The organism is Streptosporangium heterodermiicola, assembly GCF_051390675.1.
Taxonomy (GTDB): domain Bacteria; phylum Actinomycetota; class Actinomycetes; order Streptosporangiales; family Streptosporangiaceae; genus Streptosporangium.
The window spans coordinates 179,940-196,808 of record NZ_JBPJSR010000005.1; the positions used below are offsets into that span (position 1 = coordinate 179,940).

A 16,869-nucleotide genomic window follows, 5' to 3' on the forward strand; every position below is an offset into this window, starting at 1 on the left:
GGAACCTTCAGGGTCTTGGAACCCGGTGGGAACCTGCAGGGTCTTGGAAGGGCCTCGGAGCCGGGGCCGTCAGGGTGATTCACCCGGCGTCTTCAGGGTGAGTCACCCGATGGAACCTTCGGGGCCTTGAGCCCTCAGGACTTGCAGGGAGACCGGCTCAGCCGGCGAAGGGATAGCCGCGCAGTGACTGCTGGAAGGCCTTGCGCGCGATCGGGACGTACCCCGAGGTCGCGGCGCCGGTGGAGAGGGCCATGGTCACCGGCAGCGGGCCGGGGGGGGAGGGGAGGGTGAGGCTGGCCGCCTTGGGCAGGCCCCAGAGCTCGTCGCCGTTGGCGACGAGGCAGGCCACGCCCAGGCCGGCCTTGGCGGCGGCGCGCAGCCCGACGAGCTCGGCGCCCTCGTAGCCGACCCGCCACGGGACGTCCGACTCGTCGAGCGTGTCCACGATGCGGCCGCGGAGCGTGCACGGCTCGGTGAAGAGCGTGAGCGGGAGCGCGGCGCCCTCCCCGTGGGCGGGACGCCCGAACCAGTCCATGCGCATGTGGCCGAGCTCCTGGCTCGTGGCGCCGGCCCGGTGGGGCTTCGTCTGGAGGAGCAGTGCCAGGTCCAGCTGGCCGGTGTTCACCCGGCCCTCCAGGGATTCGCTCAGCCCCGTCTGGACGCTGACCTGCGCGTGCGGCATGCCCTTGGTGAGCAGCCGCAGGATCTCGGGGAGCGCCTCGGCGAGCTGGTTGACGATCCCGATCGACAGCCGCACGTTCCCTGGAGGGGGTACGAAACGGCCCACCGCCTCGTCGTTGAGCGCCACGAGACGGCGGGCGTACCCGAGGAGTTCCTCGCCCTGCGGGCTGAGCTGCAGCTTCCGGCCGGTCGAGGTGAATATGGGGCCCTTGACGAGACCGCTCAGCTGGCGGATCTGCTGACTGATGGCGGGCTGGGTTATGTGAAGGGCCTCCGCGGCCCTCCGGAAACCACCGACATCGACTACGGTGACCAATGCTCTCAGCCGATTTATTTGCAGGTCGTGGTACATTCTTCCTCTTAAGCTGACCTAGTAGGATTTTATCGAGCCATCTATTTCGAGTGGCTTCCGAATGAATTAGGTCGCGGGCTTTTTCCGGATGTTTACGCCATGCTCAGTAGGGCAGCTGGATCCCTTTGGGAGTACGGGTGTCGAGGGCGTATCGGGTGTCGGTCGTGCGCTTCCTCTTCTGCCGGTGGACCCGGATGAGTCGTTTCTGCGGTCGGCGGATCTGCTTCTGCTCCATGATCTCCTCCAGTCTTCTGGTCCGGATGCGGTCAGCGTAGCTCCGGAGGACCGGGAGCTCCTACACACAGGGCCACGAGTGCTATGTGAAACTCTCATGCTCGCCTCATGACGCGAGAACTATTCCCACCGCCGGATCGGACGGACAATTTACTTATTCGAACTCATCCAGATCGAGGAGACGGCGATGGTGACCTTGAACGCTTCACGGACTGAGCAGCTGATGGAGCACGACCGGCTCTTCGCCGAGTTCCTGGAGAGTTCCTGGGCGGAGCCCGAGTCCGGGTCCGCCGGTGACCCCGTGGCCACGCTCGCGGAGTCCGGCGTCCATCTCCACCGCTGGGAGGAGGCGCCCGGAGGGGGTGCCGTGCCCGTGAGGTGCGAGGTCCTCGACGACCTCGTGATCGAGGACCTCGACCATCCCGCTCCCGTCGTGGCCGCCTGGACCTACTGCGGATGAGGGATCCCATCGACGACAGGGCCGCCTCACCACTGATCGGATTCAAGCGCCACCTGCGGGCGGTGACGGTTCCGGGTGAGGCGGTCTACCTCACCTCGGCCCGGGGGACGGTCGCCCTGTCCGGCGAGCAGATCCAGGCGCTCGCGCCGCTGCTGGACGGCGGCCACAGCCTGGACGAGGTGCGGAGGCGCGTGGCGCCCGGGATCCCGGCCGGGCAGCTCGGGCGGATCCTCGGCAGGCTGGCGGAGGCGAACCTCGTCGGGTCCCGCCGTCCCCCGAGGGACGGCGCCGACGCCGCCGACGCCGCGTCCGAGGCCTACTGGGACCTCGGGCGGGTGGACGCGGATCGGGCCGCGTCGGCCCTGGCGGAGACGTCCGTCGGGCTCGTCGCCCTCGGGGGAGTCGACCCGAGGCCCGTGACCGAGGCGTTGCGGTCGATGGGTGTCACCGTCGAGGAGGACGGCGACCGGCCCGCGGCCCTGTCCCTCGTTTTCTGCGACGACTACCTCGACCCGGAGCTCGAACGGGTCAACGAGCGGCGGCTGGCGGACGGGCGGCCCTGGCTGCTGGCCAAGCCGACCGGCGCCGACCTGTGGGTCGGCCCGTTCTTCCGGCCGGGAGAGGGGCCCTGCTGGTCCTGCCTGACCACGCGGCTGCGCGGGCACCGGCGCGGGGAGGCGCGGCTGCGGAGCTTGTCGGAGACGGGCGTCGTGAGCCCGCCCGACGCGTCGCTGCCTCTCACCCGCGCGCTCGGGGCGCAGTTCGCGGCCCTGGAGGCGGCCAAGTGGCTGGCCGGGGTGCGCGACGAGCACCAGGACACCGTGTGGACGATGGACACCTTCTCGCTGAAGGGCCTGCGGCACCGCGTGGAGAAGCGCCCGCAGTGCCCCTCCTGCGGTGACTCCGGGCTGGTGGCGGCGAGCGTCGGCAGGCCCGTCGTCATCGCGTCCAGGAGCAAGGCGGTCGTGGGCGGCAACGGGCACCGCGCGCTCGCCTCCGAGCTGGTGTGGGAACGCTACCGTCACCTGGCCGACCCTCTCACCGGGATCACGGACGAGATCCGGCGCGACCCGCGGAGCCCCGCCTTCCTGCACTGTTACCTCTCCGGGCCGAATCTCGCGCTCCCCGACGACAGCCTCTCCGCGATGAGGGCCGGGCTGCGCCAGCAGAGTGGCGGCAAGGGGAGCACCGACCTCGAAGCCAGGGTGGGCGCGCTCTGCGAGGCGGTGGAGAGACACTGCGGCTCGCGGCACGGGGACGAGCCGACGGTGCGGGACAGCCTCCGCGGCCTGGGCGAGCGGGCCGTGCGCCCCGACGAGTGCCAGCACTTCCACCGGCGCCAGTTCGAGGACCGCAACCGCTGGAACGCCGAGAGCATGGCCTTCCAGCACGTCCCCGAGCCGTTCGACGACGAGGAGGTCGTCGAGTGGACCCCGGTGTGGTCGCTCACCGCGAAGCGGCACCGCCTGCTCCCCACCGACCTGCTCTACTTCAGCAGGGGCGGCCATCCGTCGGTGCGCGCGACCTCGAACGGGAACGCCGCGGGCTCCAGCGTCGAGGACGCGATCGTCCAGGGCTTCCTGGAGCTGGTGGAGCGCGACGCGGTGGCCATCTGGTGGTACAACCGCACGCGCCAGCCCGCCGTGGACCTCGGCTCGTTCGGCGACCCGTGGATCACCGGCCTCCGGTCGCGCTACGAGGACATCGGCCGGGAGTTCTGGGTCCTCGACGTCACCTCCGACCTGGGCATCCCCGTCATGGTGGCGATCTCGCGGCGCGTCGACAAGCCGGCCGAGGACATCATGCTCGGGTTCGGGGCCCACTTCGACCCCCGGGTCGCCGCGCGGCGCGCGCTGACCGAGCTCGGGCAGCTGCTCCCGGCCGTCGCCGGGGCACGCGCCGACGGGACGGGGTACGGCCCGACCGATCACCACATCCAGGACTGGTGGCTCACCGCGACGACCAGGAACCAGCCCTATCTCCGCCCCCACGAGAAGCGGGCCCCGCGGACCCTGCGCGGCTACGCCTACACCCCTCGCGGCGATCTGCGGGAGGACGTCGAGCACATCGTCACGCTGGCCGGGCGGACGGGCCTGGACGTCCTCGTCCTCGACCAGACGCGTCCCGACATCGGCATGCCGGTCGTCAAGGTCGTCGTTCCCGGCCTGCGGCACTTCTGGGCGAGGTTCGGACCCGGCCGGCTGTACGACGTCCCCGTCCTCCTCGGCCGCCTCGACAGGGAGACGGCCTACGAGGACCTCAACCCGATCCCCCTGTTCATGTAGCCATTCCGCCTCGACAAGGGTGAGGAGTCACAGAATGGTCGGTGGCCAAGGCAGCGATACCGATTTGCTCCAGATATTTCCCCAGTGGTCGTTCCGGGAGGACGTGTACATCGAACCAGACCCGCACCGCGGAACCGTGGTGCTGCACAGCCGCTGGGAGGACGTGGTCCTGCCGTTCCCCAGACCCGCCGTGCTGGAGGCGATGCGCAGGATGAGCCTGGGGCCCATCTCGCTGGACAACGTCATCCGCGAGGAGACCGATCGGCGGGAGCTCGACGCGATCCTCGACGGCCTCCAGCACCTCGTGGTGCGCTCCTTCGGCTTCGACCCCGAGCGGCCGCTGCTGTCGGTGGTCCCGCTCGCCCAGCGGGCCCGGTTCCGGCTGCCGGCGGCTCCCCTGGTCCATCCGGTCCGCCTGTCCAGGTTCGCGCTGATCAGGACCGACGGGAACAACTACCACGTCGAGTCGCCGTTGTCGCTGCACCGGGTCATCCTGCACCGGCCGGAGGCCATGGCCGACATCGGGCCGCTGATCCGCCCGATCCCTCCGTCGGCGATCGAGCGGGACTCCCGGCCCGTGATCGCCTATCTGATGGCGGCGGGGATGGTGGTGCAGGCCGTGGAGGAGGACCCCTTCCAGCCGATGGTGTTCGAGGAGGACGTCGACCCCGCCCTCGTCGCCTGGACCCCCCTCGACCTCATGTTCCACACCCGCTCCACCCTGGGCAGGCACGACCACGACTTCGGGGCGACGTACCCGATGGGAGACAAGTGGAGCGTCGAGCCCGTCGTGAAGCCGGGGCCCGCGCGGGTGCTCGCCGATCCGGCGCCGGAGCGGGCTCCCGTCGCGCTGCCCCGGCCGAAGTGGGGCGAGCTGCTCGCGGTGGACCCGCCGCTGACCGCGGTCGTCGAGGCGAGCCGGCACACCCGGCACTACGGCGAGAGACAGCTGACGGCCGACGAGCTCGGTGAACTCCTGTACCGGACGGCCAGGGTCAGGTCCCTGGTCGGCTCCCCGGACGAGAGCTCGACGACCTCGACGAGCGATCGCCCCTACCCGAGCAGCGGCAGCTCCTACGAGCTGGAGCTCTACGCCACGGTGGACAGGTGCGCCGACGTCCCCCGGGGCGTCTACCACTACGACCCCCTGGGGCACCGGCTGGAGCCGATCGAATCCGCCCCGGCGGACGTTGACGAGCTGCTGGAGACGGGCAAGGTGGCGGCGAACCTGGACGCGACCCCGCCCGTCCTGCTCACCATCACCGCGCGGTTCCGCAGGCTGTCGCGGAAGTACAACGGGCTGAGCTACTCGCTGGTGCTCAAGAACGTCGGAGCGCTGACGCAGACGCTCTCCCTGGTCTGCACGGCGATGGGGCTGGCGGGGTGCAAGCTGGACAGCGGCGACATCGAGGTGACGGGACGCGTCTTCGGCCTCGACTGGCGTGTCGAGTCGAGCGTCGGCGGATTCGTCGTCGGCCACCGTCCGCGCCCCGAGCCGAGTCGCTTTTCCGGACGGTACGCGGTGAATGACGCCGAGTGGGCTCTTCGAGCGAGGGCGGCAATCTCGTAAGGTGATTTTCGTTTTTTCGGCGTTTCCCGGATGCGCGGGGAGGTGCGTGGCCGGAGTCGCGCGAACCCCCCGCGTCCCGCCCGCCGGACACGTGTGAATCATGCCCTGCGACTATGACACGCGGTTTTTCCGCCGCGTGCACCTGTTGATTCCCTCAGAGCCACGCAAACAGACCTATCTAAGGTTATTCGCCTGTTATAGATTGTTTTGGGGCGTCGGGCTGACGGGGAAGGACCACCGGTCGGGCTTTGAAGGAGACGGTCGATGACGGTGAACGCCGGCCCTCCGCAGCGCTGGCGTGATTTCGCCAGGTCGCTGCACGGGGCACACCGTAGGACCCGGCACGATGTGGGCGGGCTGGCGGCCCCGAAAATGGCCCGCGCGATCATCGTCGCCGTTCTGTACGGCTACGTGTTCAACGCGCTGATGTTCGTATGGGGAACGGGCCTGCCGGGTCCCGCGCTCCTGGGTTTCGCCGCCTGTCTTTTCGTCGCGCTGGTCCTGCAACTCGCGCATTCGACACAGGACGCGCTGAGCTGGATCGCACCGCTCAGGGTCGTCACCCTCTCGATACAGGCCGTCGTCACCTTCCTGCCTTTCTTCTGGGTCGGCCCGCAGGCGGGATCCATCGCGGGATTCCTCGCCGGATCCATGTTGCTGGTGGTCGCGGGACCGGGACGCTGGGCTCTCTTCTTCGCCGTCGCCGCCGCCGTCGGCGCGCTCCTCGCGTTCAGGGAGGAGAACCTGGTGGTGCTGGACGCCGTCTACAGCGTGTACTTCACCTTGCTGACCGGGTTGATGGTGTACGGGGTCAGCTCGCTGGCGTCCCTGGTGAAGGTGCTCTACGCGGCGCGGGGCGAGTTCGCGCGGATGGCGGTGGCGCGGGAGCGGCTGCGGGTGGCGCGGGACCTGCACGACCTGCTGGGCTACAACGTGTCGGCGATGACCCTGAAGAGCGAGCTGGCGTACCGGCTGCTGCCGGGGGCGGCCGACCGGGCGCGGCAGGAACTCCGGGACGTCCTGGTGGTCGCCCGCCGCGCGCTGGCGGAGGTACAGGTGGTGGCGGGCGGATATCTTCCCATGTCGCTGACGGCGGAGGCCGAGTCGGCGGAGTCGATGCTGTCGGTCGCCGAGATACGGGTGAGCGCGCACGTCTCGGGGGACGGCCTGCCCGGGGCGCTGGACACGGTGCTCGCGATCGTGCTGCGGGAGGCGGTCACCAACGTGCTGCGGCACAGCAAGGCCCAGCGCTGCGAGATCGAGGCGGGCGTGGAGGAGGGCCGGGCACGGCTGCGGGTCGGCAACGACGGGGTCGAGCCGGAGCTGGGGACGCGCTCGTCCGGGACCGGTGCGGGACTGGGCAATCTCACGGGACGGCTGGAGGCCGCGGGGGGACGGCTGACGGTAACGGTCGACGGTGAGTGGTTCCAGCTGACGGCGGAGGCCCCGCTGGTGGCCCCGGCGGTGGCTCCGGCCGCGGAGGAGGCCGAGGTTCCGGGCCTGCCCGGGGCGACCGGGGCGTCCGACGTGCTTGGGACGTCCGGGGAATCCGGGATGCCGGGCGACCCCGGGACCTCCGGGGCGTCCGAGGTGTCCGGACTGTCTGAGATGTCTGAGCTGTCCAGGGCGTCGTCCGGGGTGTCCGGAGTATCCGAGGTGTCCAGGGTGTCGTCCGGGGTGCCGGAGGGGGAGCGCGCGCGGCCGGACGTACCGGATGACCTGACGCCGGACGGGGTCGTGACGCGGACCTGGCATCTGCGGGTGGCGCGCTTCATCGCCGTGCTGGTGCTCTCGGGTTACGGCGTCCTCATCGTGGTCAACGTGCTGGCGGAGTGGCCGCACCCGGTCGGGCTGGCCGGATTCGCGGCGTGTGTCGCCGTGCTGGTCGGCGTGCAGATCGTCCACTCCCTGGGGGAGCCCCGGTCGTGGCCGGCGTGGCTCAGAAGGGTGACCCTGGCGGTGCAGGCGGTCGCCACGGCCCTGCCGCTGCTGTGGATCGGCGCGCCGTGGGGTTCGATGGGCGGCTTCCTCGCGGGGGCGGTCCTGCTGCTGGGGGGGCGCTGGCGGTGGGTGCTGTACGCGGCCGTCGGGGCGGGGGTGCTGCTGCTGTCCGTGCTCCAGGGTGCCGTGGCGGAGTGGACCGCCTACCTGGTGATCTCCACGCTCCTGACCGGGCTGGTGGTCTTCGGCATCAGCTCGCTGTCGGACCTGGTGGCCCAGGTGGACCGGACGCGGGGGGAACTGGCGCGGATGGCGGTGACCCAGGAGCGGCTGAGGGTGGCGCGGGAGCTGCACGCGCTGCTGGGGAACGAGCTGTCGGTGATGATCGTCAAGAGCGAGCTGGCGTACCGGCTGCTGCCGAGGTCCGCCGAGCGGGCGAAGATCGAGGTGGCGGAGGTGCTGGAGATCGCGCGGCGGGCGGTCGCGGACGTCCGGGCGGTGGCCAGCGGTTACCGGCACATGTCGTTCGGCGCGGAGGTGGACTCGTCGGTCTCCACGCTCGCCGCCGCGGAGATCGACGTCGGGGTGGTCGTGCCCGCGGACCTGGCCCTCGGGGAACTGGACGCGCTGCTCGCGGTCGTGCTGCGGGAGGCGGCCACGAACGTGCTGCGGCACAGCGACGCGCGATGGTGCCTGATCGAGGTGATCCTGGACGCGGGCGGGCTGCGGCTGCGCGTGACCAACGACGGGGTGCCGCCGCACGCCCTTCCGGACGTCCGCGACGATTCCGGGCTGGGAGATCTGGCGGCACGGCTGCGCGTCGTCGGCGGGCGGCTGGCGGCCAAGGTCGTAGACGGGGAGTTCCGGCTGGTCGTCACCGCGCCCGCCACCGCCCTCGTTCCCCGCACGCAGGTGCAGGGGGACACGCCGGGGGGCGTACTGGAAGATATGTCTGGAGGTATATTGGGAGGCGCCCAGAGAACGGACGTCCGCGGCGGGTGATTCGGCCGGATCGTTTTCCCGCTGACAAACATGAGTAAGTTGATGTCAGAATTCTGCGGCATTGCCAAATTCAATTGACTCGGTACTATTCGGATCAAGATCGGTTGGTCCAGTCGGCTTGATCCGAACGGTGGCGAGGCGTATGTGGATGGGAATCGCCTCGCAGAGTCGCTCACCGGGCCGCTCGCGGGAGCGAGCGGTTCGATCGCGGGGGTGCTCGGGGGGATGGCTGCGGGACCGGTCGCGGGAATGCCCGCGGGATCGGGAGATCCCGCCGCCCCCGGTCGTCGTTCCTCGCCCCGGAGCCGATGTCCGGACGGGAGCGCCGCCGTGCTGAAGATCCTCCTCGCCGAGGATGTGCCCATGGTGCGCGGGGCGCTGGCCGCCCTGCTCGACATCGAGCCCGACCTGACGGTGGTGGCCCAGGTCGGCAGCGGGGACAGGATCGTGCCCGCCGCGCTGGAGACGCGCCCCGATGTCGCGATCATCGACGTCGACCTGCCCGTGCTCGACGGTCTCTCCGCGGCGGAGGAGCTGCACGCGAAGCTGCCCACGTGCCGGACGCTGATCCTGACCGGCCTGGGACGGCCCGGCACGCTTCGCCGCGCCCTCTCGGTCTCGGTGTCCGGCTTCCTCCTCAAGGACACGCCCTCGGAACGGCTCGCCCAGGCGGTCCGCGAGGTGGCCGCGGGGCGTCGCATCATCGACCCGCAGCTCGCGCTGACCGCGTGGGACGTCGGGGAGAACCCGCTGTCCGGGCGTGAGGTCCAGGTCCTGAGGCTGGCCGCGGGCGGCGCCGAGCCGCCGGAGATCGCGGCCGTCATGCACGTCTCCGTCGGGACCGTGCGCAACTACCTCACGAAGATAGTCACCAAGCTGAACGCCAGGAACCGGGTCGACGCCATCCGCATCGCCACCGAGGCCGGCTGGATCTGACCGGCCGGGACCTCGCGCTCCCGGCCCCGGCGGCGCACGGGCCGGGAAACCTCCTCCCGACCGGCCGCGAACCGGCTGAGTACCGGCCGGGCACCGGCTGAGCGCCGGCTGAGCGCCGGACGCTTGCCGGGCTGCGCGGCCTGGCACCGGTCGAGCGCCGGGCGTCTGTCAGTCGCGTGCCTGTCGAATACCGGCTGGGCAGCGGCCGAATGCCGGCCGGATCCGGTGCCCTTGCGCGTCCCGCCTTTCCCGTTCCGCCTTCGCATCCCGAGAAGAAGGTCTTATCGCGGGCCCGTTGTCGCGGTTTTGTTACCGGCATAGCGTAATTGCTGGTAACCAAAAACGTTGCTCGTGAAACGGGACCGCGAGAGGAGGCGACGTGACGACACGGTCCGTCCCGCGTACGCAGGCGGCGGGGAGAAAGTGCCGGCGATTCCCGGCCCGGCCACCGGCCGGTCACGCCCCCCGCCGCCTCGGCCGGGCCCGTGGCCGTGCCACGGACGAGCCGTTCGTCGTCACGCGTCTCCCACTGCAAGGAAAGGATGCCCGCAGATGAGTTCCAACAGGTGGCTGCACTACTTCGAAACGCAGATCCCCCTCTCCGAGGAGCCGCCGCAGGTCGCGGCCAGGCTCGCCGGCTCCGGCCTGCACGCGGCGTACGTCGTGTACGAGAGCGGGGGGAAGTGGTCCTACGCGGGCGGCGCGCGGGCCGAGGTCACGCTGGACCGCACCGGCGCCCGGCTGGTCCAGGAGGACGAGCCCGACGTCGTCCTGCCCTGGAGCGACCGGCCCCTGCACCAGGTGGCCCGGCTGCTCGACACCGTGAAGGTCCCCGCCTGGCGAGCCTACGGCTGGGCGGCCTTCGAGCTCTCCTACGCCAAGGAGGGGAAGCTGGACCACGTCGGCGACGGCCGGCTGCTGCACCTCGTGGTGCCGAGGGCCGAGGTCCGCATCGAGGACGGCCACGCCCACCTCCGCGCCGCCGACCAGGAGACGCTGACCGCGCTGCTGGAGACGATCTCCAGCCCCGAGGAGACCTCCGAGGGCGCGCCGAAGCCGCTGGACGTGCGCGAGCTCGGCGAGGACGACTACCGGCTCGCGGTGAAGCTCGCGGTCGAGGAGATCAACCAGGGCGACCTGAACAAGGTCATCCTGTCGCGGGTCGTCGACGTCGACGAGGACATCGACCTGATCGCCACCTACCTGGCCGGGCGGCGGGGCAACAACCCCGCGCGGTCGTTCCTGCTCAACCTCGGTGGCGTGGAGACGGCCGGGTTCAGCCCGGAGATCGTGGTCAAGGTGTCCGCCGACGGTCACGTGGTCAGCCAGCCGCTGGCCGGTACCAGGGCGCTCACCTCGGACCTGCTGGAGAACGAGAGCCTGCGCGCCGACCTCCTGGGTTCCGCCAAGGAGGTGTACGAGCACGCGATCTCGGTGAAGGTCGGCACCGACGAGCTCGTCGACGTCTGCGTGCCCGGCTCGGTCGAGGTGCCGGAGTTCATGGCGATCCGCGAGCGCGGCAGCGTGCAGCACCTCGCCTCCCAGGTGTCAGGGAAGCTCGCCCCCGGCTTCAGGGCGTGGGACGCCTTCGGCGCGGTCTTCCCCGCGGTAACCGCGTCCGGCGTGCCGAAGGAGGCCGCGTACACCACGATCCGCAGGCACGAGCCCGAGTCGCGCGGCCTGTACAGCGGGGCCGTGCTCACCGTCGACCACACCGGCGAGATGGACGCGGCACTCGTACTGCGCAGCGCCTACCGCAAGGACGGCCGCACCTGGCTGCGCGCCGGGGCGGGCATCGTCGGGCAGTCCACTCCCGAGCGGGAGTTCGAGGAGACCTGCGAGAAGCTCGACAGCGTGGCGCGCTACCTGGTCCCGGCGAGCGAGGGGAGCGCGCGATGAGAGTCGACGACGTCTACCTCGCCGGGGTGGGCAGCTACCTGCCCCCCGTGGTGACCACCGAGCACGCGGTCCGGGAGTCCTGGTACGACCGGGCCGACCGCGAGGCCTCCGGGATGGAGGCCGTGATGGTCGCCGGCGAGACGCCGGCGCCGGAGATGGCGGCCCGCGCGGCCCTGGTCGCGCTGCACAGGTCGGGACACGGGCCGGACGACTTCGGCGCGCTGCTGCACAGCGACAGCTACCACCAGGGACCGGACGGCTGGTCGGCGCCGCACTACGTGCTGCGCAGGACGCTGGCCCGGCCGATCACCGCCCTTGAGGTCCGGCAGGGCTGCCTCGGCATGATCGCGAGCCTGGAGATGGCCGCGCACCGGCTGATCGCGAACCGCGAGAAGGACGCGGTGCTGCTGACCGCCGGGGACAACTTCTCCACCCCGCTGGTGGACCGGTGGCGGGCCTCCAGGATGTTCCTGCTCGCGGACGGCGGCGCCGCGGCGGTGGTGTCGCGGCGCGGCGGCTTCGCCCGGGTGCTGGCCTTCGGGACGGTGTCCAACCCGGGGATGGAGGAGCTGCACCGCGGCGGGGAGGTGCTCTTCCCGCCCGGCATCACCGTCGGCCGCTCGCTGAACTTCGAGGAGCGCAGCGACTACTGGCGCCGGCAGTGGGCGGAGGGCAACGCGCCCCCGATGGGGCACTTCGGCGAGTGCGTCGCCGAGGCGGCCGAGCGGACGCTGGAGGAGGCCGGGATCTCCATGGAGAAGGTCACCCGCGTCTGCCACACCGGTTTCTCCCGGGGCTCCCTGGAGGCGATGTTCCTCGACCCCCTGGAGATCGACGTGGACCGGGGCCTGTGGGACTTCACCCGGGGGGTCGGGCACGCCGGTGCCGCGGACCCGTTCATCGGCCTGGAGCACCTGTGGACGAGCGGGCAGGTCGCCCCCGGCGACCACGTGCTGCTCATCGGCAGCGCCCCCGGCATGGAGGCCGGCTGCGCGGTCGTGGAGATCATCGCCCCGTACGAGCCCAGGAACCACGAACCCGAGAGCGCCGAGCTTCGGAGCCACGAACTGCGGAGCCGCGAACTTCGGAACGAGCCCGGGAACCACGAGCCGGAGAACGGAGGCCGGTAGAGATGCTTGACGGATGCACGCCATGGCCGGAGGAGTTCGCCGACCGGTACCGGCGCGAGGGACTCTGGCGCGGGGAGCGCCTCGGCGACCTCCCGCGCACCTGGGCCCGCGCGTTCGGAGACGGTACGGCACTCGTCGGCGGGGAGCTGCGGCTGTCCTACCGCGACCTGGAGAACCGGGTCGCCCGGATGGCGGCGGGTTTCCACCGGCTCGGGGTCGAGCCCGGTGACCGGATCGTCCTGCAGCTGCCCAACGTCCCCGAGTTCGTCGTCGTGGCCTTCGCGCTCTTCAGGGTGGGCGCCAAGCCGGTGTTCTCCCTGGCGTCACACCGGGCCAACGAGATCAGGCACCTGTGCGAGCTGTCCGGCGCGTCCGGGTACGTCGTCCCCGGCGTCCACCGCGGGTTCGACCACACCGCGCTCGCCCTGCGGATGGCCGAGGAGGTGCCGAGCCTGCGCCGGATCTTCGTCCTGGACGAGGAGACCGGCGAGGAGACGGGTGAGAAGACCGGCGAGAAGGCGGCTGAGGAACGCGGCACGGTGATCCCGCTCTCACAGGTGGACGCCGACCCCGTCCCGCTCCCCGGGAGCGACCCGTCGGACGTGGCGTTCTTCCTGCTCTCCGGCGGGACGACCGCGCTGCCCAAGCTGATCCCGCGCACGCACGACGACTACGCGTACCAGACCAGGGCGGTGGCCGAGCTCTGCGAGCTCGGCGCGGACGACGTCTACCTGGCGGCGCTGCCGGTGGAGTTCAACTTCACCTGGGGCTGCCCGGGGGTCGTCGGCACGCTCGGCTCCGGCGGCACGGTCGTGCTCGCCGAGAGCCCGGTCGCGGAGGACTGCTTCCAGGCGATCGAGCGGGAGCGGGTCACCGTCACCTCGGTCGTCCCCACCGTGGCGCAGCTCTGGCTGGAGGAGGCGGCGTGGGCCGAGACGGACCTGTCCAGCCTGCGCGTGCTGCAGATCGGCGGGGCCAGGCTCCAGCCGGAGCTGGCCGCGCGGATCGAGCCCGAGCTGGGCTGCCGCCTGCAGCAGGTGTTCGGCATGGCCGAGGGAATGCTCTCCATGTCGAGGAAGGGCGACGATCCCGAGTCCGTCGTGGACACCCAGGGGCGGCCGATCTCACCGGCCGACGAGGTGCGGATCGTCGACGAGCGGGACGCCGAGGTGCCCGCGGGCGTCACCGGCGAGCTGCTCACCCGTGGCCCGTACACCCTGCGCGGCTACTACCGCGCGGAGGAGCACAACCGGCGGGCCTTCACCGAGGACGGCTTCTACCGCACCGGTGACCTGGCCCGGCTGACCGCCGAGGGGAACCTGGTCATCGAGGGACGGCTGAAGGACGTGGTGATCCGCGGCGGAGACAAGATCGCGGCCGGGGAGGTGGAGGGCCACCTGCTCACCCACCCCGCGGTCGCCAGGGCGGCGGTCGTGCCGGTCCCCGACGAGTTCCTCGGCGAGCGGATCTACGCGTTCATCGTCCACCGGAGCGAACGGGACGAGCAGGGCGAGCAGGGCGAGCGGGGCGAGCGGGACGGGAAGCCGGCGCTGGCCGAGCTGAAGCGGGCGCTGCACGAGCGCGGGCTGGCCGAGTTCAAGCTGCCGGACCGCGTGGAGTTCGTCGACGACTTCCCGCTGACCCCGCTCGGCAAGATCGACAAGAAGGTCCTCGCCGCCGCGGCGAAGGACCCGTCCCTGTCCCGCCGCTGGACGCCCGAATCCACCCCCGAACGCATGGACCCGGTCCTGTCCCCCCAGCGGACGCCCACCGAATCCACCCCCGAACGCCAGGAAAGGTGAACCAGACATGCAACGCGACATCACAGCACCGCCCACGGCCGACGACCTGCGGCAGGCCGTCGCGACGATCATCGGCACCGAGCCCGGCGAGATCACCGGCGACGCCAACCTCGTCTTCCTCGGGCTCGGATCCCTGGAGATGATGCGGCTCGTCACCCGATGGCGCCGCCAGGGCATCGCCGTGGAGTTCGGCGAGCTCGCCGCCGAACCGACCGTCGAGGCGTGGCAGCGGCACCTGCACGCGGCCTGGGAGGCCCGCCAGGTGAAATCGGGGGAGGCCGTCGGATGAGCGCGCTGCTGATCCGGGGAGGCTGCCTCTACCCGGCCGACGCCGGGGCGCGCGTCGTCCCCGACGGATCCGTGCTCGTCGAGGGCGAGCGGATCGTCGCCGCCGGGACCACCGAGGAGGTCGAGGCCGCCCTGGAGCCCCGGCGGCGCGAGAACCTGCGCACGATCGACGCCCGGGGCAAGATGATCCTGCCCGGCTTCGTCAACGCGCACTGGCACGACCTGTTCGCCATGCGGTTCCCCTTCAAGGGGGCGCTGCGCCCCGCCGCCGACCGCGACGACAAGCCCGCGTTCATGGCGCTGGGCGGCGACCTCCAGCAGATCTCGGTGGTCTTCGACTCCTTCCACGACCAGATCGACCGGCTCACCCCGGACGAGGCCGAGGCCATCGCCCGCTACTCGATGTGGACCCAGCTGCGCTCCGGCGCGACCACCCTCGGGGACGTGGGCTCGTTCAACCGGCCCGAGGCGCTGGCCTCGGCCGCCCGCCACCTCGGCATGCGCTGCGTGGTCAGCACCTGGGCGAGCGACGCGGTGTGCGCCCCCGGCGAGTCGCGGTTCCGCAGGACCCGGGACGCCGACGTGGTGCTGCGCCGGATCGAGGACCTGCTGCGCGACTGCGCGAAGGACACGAGCGGACTGGTGCGGGCACGGCCGACCTCGGTCTACGGGGTCAACATGACCGACGAGCTCGGCGCCGGTTTCGCCGACCTCGTCACCAGGTACGACGTGCCGTTCGCCACGCACGTCGGCGCGCTGCGCAACGAGGCCGAGGTGACGCGGAGCTACTACGGCACGACCCCGGTGCGAAGGTTCGCCGAGCTCGGCCTGCTCTCCGACCGTTTCATGGCGGTGCACTGCGCGTTCGCCGACGAGGAGGAGCGCGAGATGCTCGTCGCGGCGAACGCGCACATCAGCCACTCCCCGGCGAAGTACGGCCCGGCCGGGGAGTCCTCGCTGACCGAGACCCGGGCGATGCCGGAGTTCCGGCGCGCCGGGCTCGACGTCTCGCTGTCCACCGACGGCGCCGCGCTGCCGCTCGGCGGCATGGCCGAGGCCATGCGGGTCACCTGGCAGATCTACAACGAGATGTACGCCGACCCGACCGAGGTGCTGCCGACCGACGCGCTGGCGATGGCCACCCGGCTCCCGGCCCGGGGGCTGGACTGGGCAGGGGAGATCGGCAGCGTCGAGGCGGGCAAGCAGGCGGACCTGCTGCTCGTCCCCGCCGACGACTGGCGCTACCTGCTCAACCCGCGCCCGCTGGAGAGCTTCCTCGCGCTCGGCGGCTCGACGGACGTGGACACCGTGATCGTCGCGGGCCGGACCCTGGTGGAGGGCGGCCGGGCCACCGGTCTCGACGAGGACGAACTCGAATCCGACTACATCGAGGCACTCGGCACCTTCTCGGTGCGCTGCCTCGGTGTCGATCCCGAGCTGGTCGCCACGCTGACCCGTGCGGCACGCCGATGAGGAGGTACCACCGATGCGTGACAGGACGGCCCTGGTCACCGGGGCGGCAGGCGGTATCGGCGAGGCGGTGGTGCGGGCGCTGGCCGCCGAGGGCGTCGCCGTCGCGGCGGTGGACGCGAACGCGGAGGCGCTGAACCCGCTCGTCAAGGAACTCTCCGAGGCCGGGCACCGCGTCCGTGGCCTCGTCGTGGACGTGACCTCCAGCGCGGAGGTGGACATCGCGGTGGAGCGGGCGGAACGCGAGCTGGGGCCGATCGGCTACCTGGTCAACGCCGCCGGGGTGCTGCGCGTCGGCGCGGGGGCCTCGCTCACCGACGCCGACTGGGACACCACGTTCGCGGTCAACGCGACCGGCGTGTTCCACGTCAGCAGGGCGGTGGCCAACCGGATGATCCCCCGCGGAGCCGGGGCGATCGTCACACTGGCCTCCAACGCGGCCAGGACCCCGCGCTGGAACATGGCGGCCTACGCGGCGTCCAAGGCCGCGGCGAGCAGCTTCACCAAGTGCCTGGGGCTGGAGCTCGCCCAGCACGGGATCCGGTGCAACGTGGTCGCCCCCGGCTCCACCGACACGCCGATGCTGACCTCGCTGTGGGCCGGGGGCGACGCGCTGAAGGTCTCCATCGAGGGCGCGCCGGAGACCTTCCGGGTCGGCATCCCGATGGGACGGCTGGCGCGGCCCGCCGACGTCGCCGACGCGGTGCTGTTCCTGCTCTCCGACCGCGCCGCGCACATCACCCTGCAGGACCTCACGGTCGACGGCGGCGCCGCCCTCGGCAACTGAGCACCTGAGCACGACCCGGCCCGACCGGGCCC

Annotated in this window: 13 protein-coding genes; 11 read left to right on the plus strand and 2 right to left on the minus strand. The window is 71.4% G+C overall.

The window, feature by feature from the left end; all coding sequences use genetic code 11:
* Positions 1 to 157 precede the first annotated feature (157 nt).
* Together ACSC1Q_RS13120 and ACSC1Q_RS13125 are read right to left on the minus strand one after the other, a co-directional pair.
* Complete coding sequence (locus tag ACSC1Q_RS13120) at positions 158 to 1,033, minus strand: LysR substrate-binding domain-containing protein (protein ID WP_350968132.1); 876 nt, start codon at positions 1,031 to 1,033, stop codon at positions 158 to 160.
* A 103-nt stretch (positions 1,034 to 1,136) separates the two neighbouring features.
* Entirely contained in the window at positions 1,137 to 1,268 is a 132-nt protein-coding gene (locus ACSC1Q_RS13125) for a hypothetical protein (RefSeq protein WP_436758956.1), read from the minus strand.
* A 186-nt stretch (positions 1,269 to 1,454) separates the two neighbouring features.
* Here ACSC1Q_RS13125 and ACSC1Q_RS13130 point away from each other — a divergent pair, with 186 nt between their 5' ends.
* The 11 genes from ACSC1Q_RS13130 to ACSC1Q_RS13180 all read left to right on the plus strand — a co-directional run bounded on the left by ACSC1Q_RS13130 (position 1,455) and on the right by ACSC1Q_RS13180 (position 16,837).
* Complete coding sequence (locus tag ACSC1Q_RS13130; RefSeq protein ID WP_436758957.1) at positions 1,455 to 1,727, plus strand: hypothetical protein; 273 nt, start codon at positions 1,455 to 1,457, stop codon at positions 1,725 to 1,727.
* Positions 1,724 to 4,012, plus strand: a complete 2,289-nt coding sequence (locus ACSC1Q_RS13135; RefSeq protein WP_436758958.1) for a TOMM precursor leader peptide-binding protein — start codon at positions 1,724 to 1,726, stop codon at positions 4,010 to 4,012. Before ACSC1Q_RS13130 ends, ACSC1Q_RS13135 begins: the two co-directional genes overlap by 4 nt.
* A 103-nt stretch (positions 4,013 to 4,115) precedes the next feature.
* Positions 4,116 to 5,582: a SagB/ThcOx family dehydrogenase gene (locus ACSC1Q_RS13140; RefSeq protein ID WP_436758959.1), complete on the plus strand. Its 1,467-nt coding sequence runs from the start codon at positions 4,116 to 4,118 to the stop codon at positions 5,580 to 5,582.
* Positions 5,583 to 5,846: 264 nt separating this feature from the next.
* Complete coding sequence (locus tag ACSC1Q_RS13145) at positions 5,847 to 8,525, plus strand: sensor histidine kinase (protein WP_436758960.1); 2,679 nt, start codon at positions 5,847 to 5,849, stop codon at positions 8,523 to 8,525.
* A gap of 330 nt (positions 8,526 to 8,855) precedes the next feature.
* On the plus strand, positions 8,856 to 9,461 hold the full coding sequence (locus ACSC1Q_RS13150) for a response regulator transcription factor (RefSeq protein WP_350968138.1): 606 nt from the start codon (positions 8,856 to 8,858) through the stop codon (positions 9,459 to 9,461).
* A 552-nt stretch (positions 9,462 to 10,013) separates the two neighbouring features.
* The gene (locus ACSC1Q_RS13155; RefSeq protein ID WP_436758961.1) at positions 10,014 to 11,360 is read left to right on the plus strand and encodes a salicylate synthase; all 1,347 of its coding nucleotides are present in this window, start codon (positions 10,014 to 10,016) and stop codon (positions 11,358 to 11,360) included.
* Positions 11,357 to 12,490, plus strand: a complete 1,134-nt coding sequence (locus ACSC1Q_RS13160; RefSeq protein WP_436758962.1) for a ketoacyl-ACP synthase III family protein — start codon at positions 11,357 to 11,359, stop codon at positions 12,488 to 12,490. Before ACSC1Q_RS13155 ends, ACSC1Q_RS13160 begins: the two co-directional genes overlap by 4 nt.
* A gap of 2 nt (positions 12,491 to 12,492) precedes the next feature.
* Positions 12,493 to 14,292: a (2,3-dihydroxybenzoyl)adenylate synthase gene (locus tag ACSC1Q_RS13165; RefSeq protein ID WP_436758963.1), complete on the plus strand. Its 1,800-nt coding sequence runs from the start codon at positions 12,493 to 12,495 to the stop codon at positions 14,290 to 14,292.
* Positions 14,293 to 14,299: 7 nt separating this feature from the next.
* Complete coding sequence (locus ACSC1Q_RS13170) at positions 14,300 to 14,581, plus strand: phosphopantetheine-binding protein (protein WP_436758964.1); 282 nt, start codon at positions 14,300 to 14,302, stop codon at positions 14,579 to 14,581.
* Entirely contained in the window at positions 14,578 to 16,053 is a 1,476-nt protein-coding gene (locus tag ACSC1Q_RS13175; RefSeq protein ID WP_436758965.1) for an amidohydrolase family protein, read from the plus strand. The genes ACSC1Q_RS13170 and ACSC1Q_RS13175 overlap by 4 nt, the downstream gene beginning before the upstream one ends.
* Before the next feature lie 13 nt (positions 16,054 to 16,066).
* The gene (locus tag ACSC1Q_RS13180) at positions 16,067 to 16,837 is read left to right on the plus strand and encodes a 2,3-dihydro-2,3-dihydroxybenzoate dehydrogenase (protein ID WP_436758966.1); all 771 of its coding nucleotides are present in this window, start codon (positions 16,067 to 16,069) and stop codon (positions 16,835 to 16,837) included.
* The last annotated feature ends 32 nt before the right edge of the window (positions 16,838 to 16,869 follow it).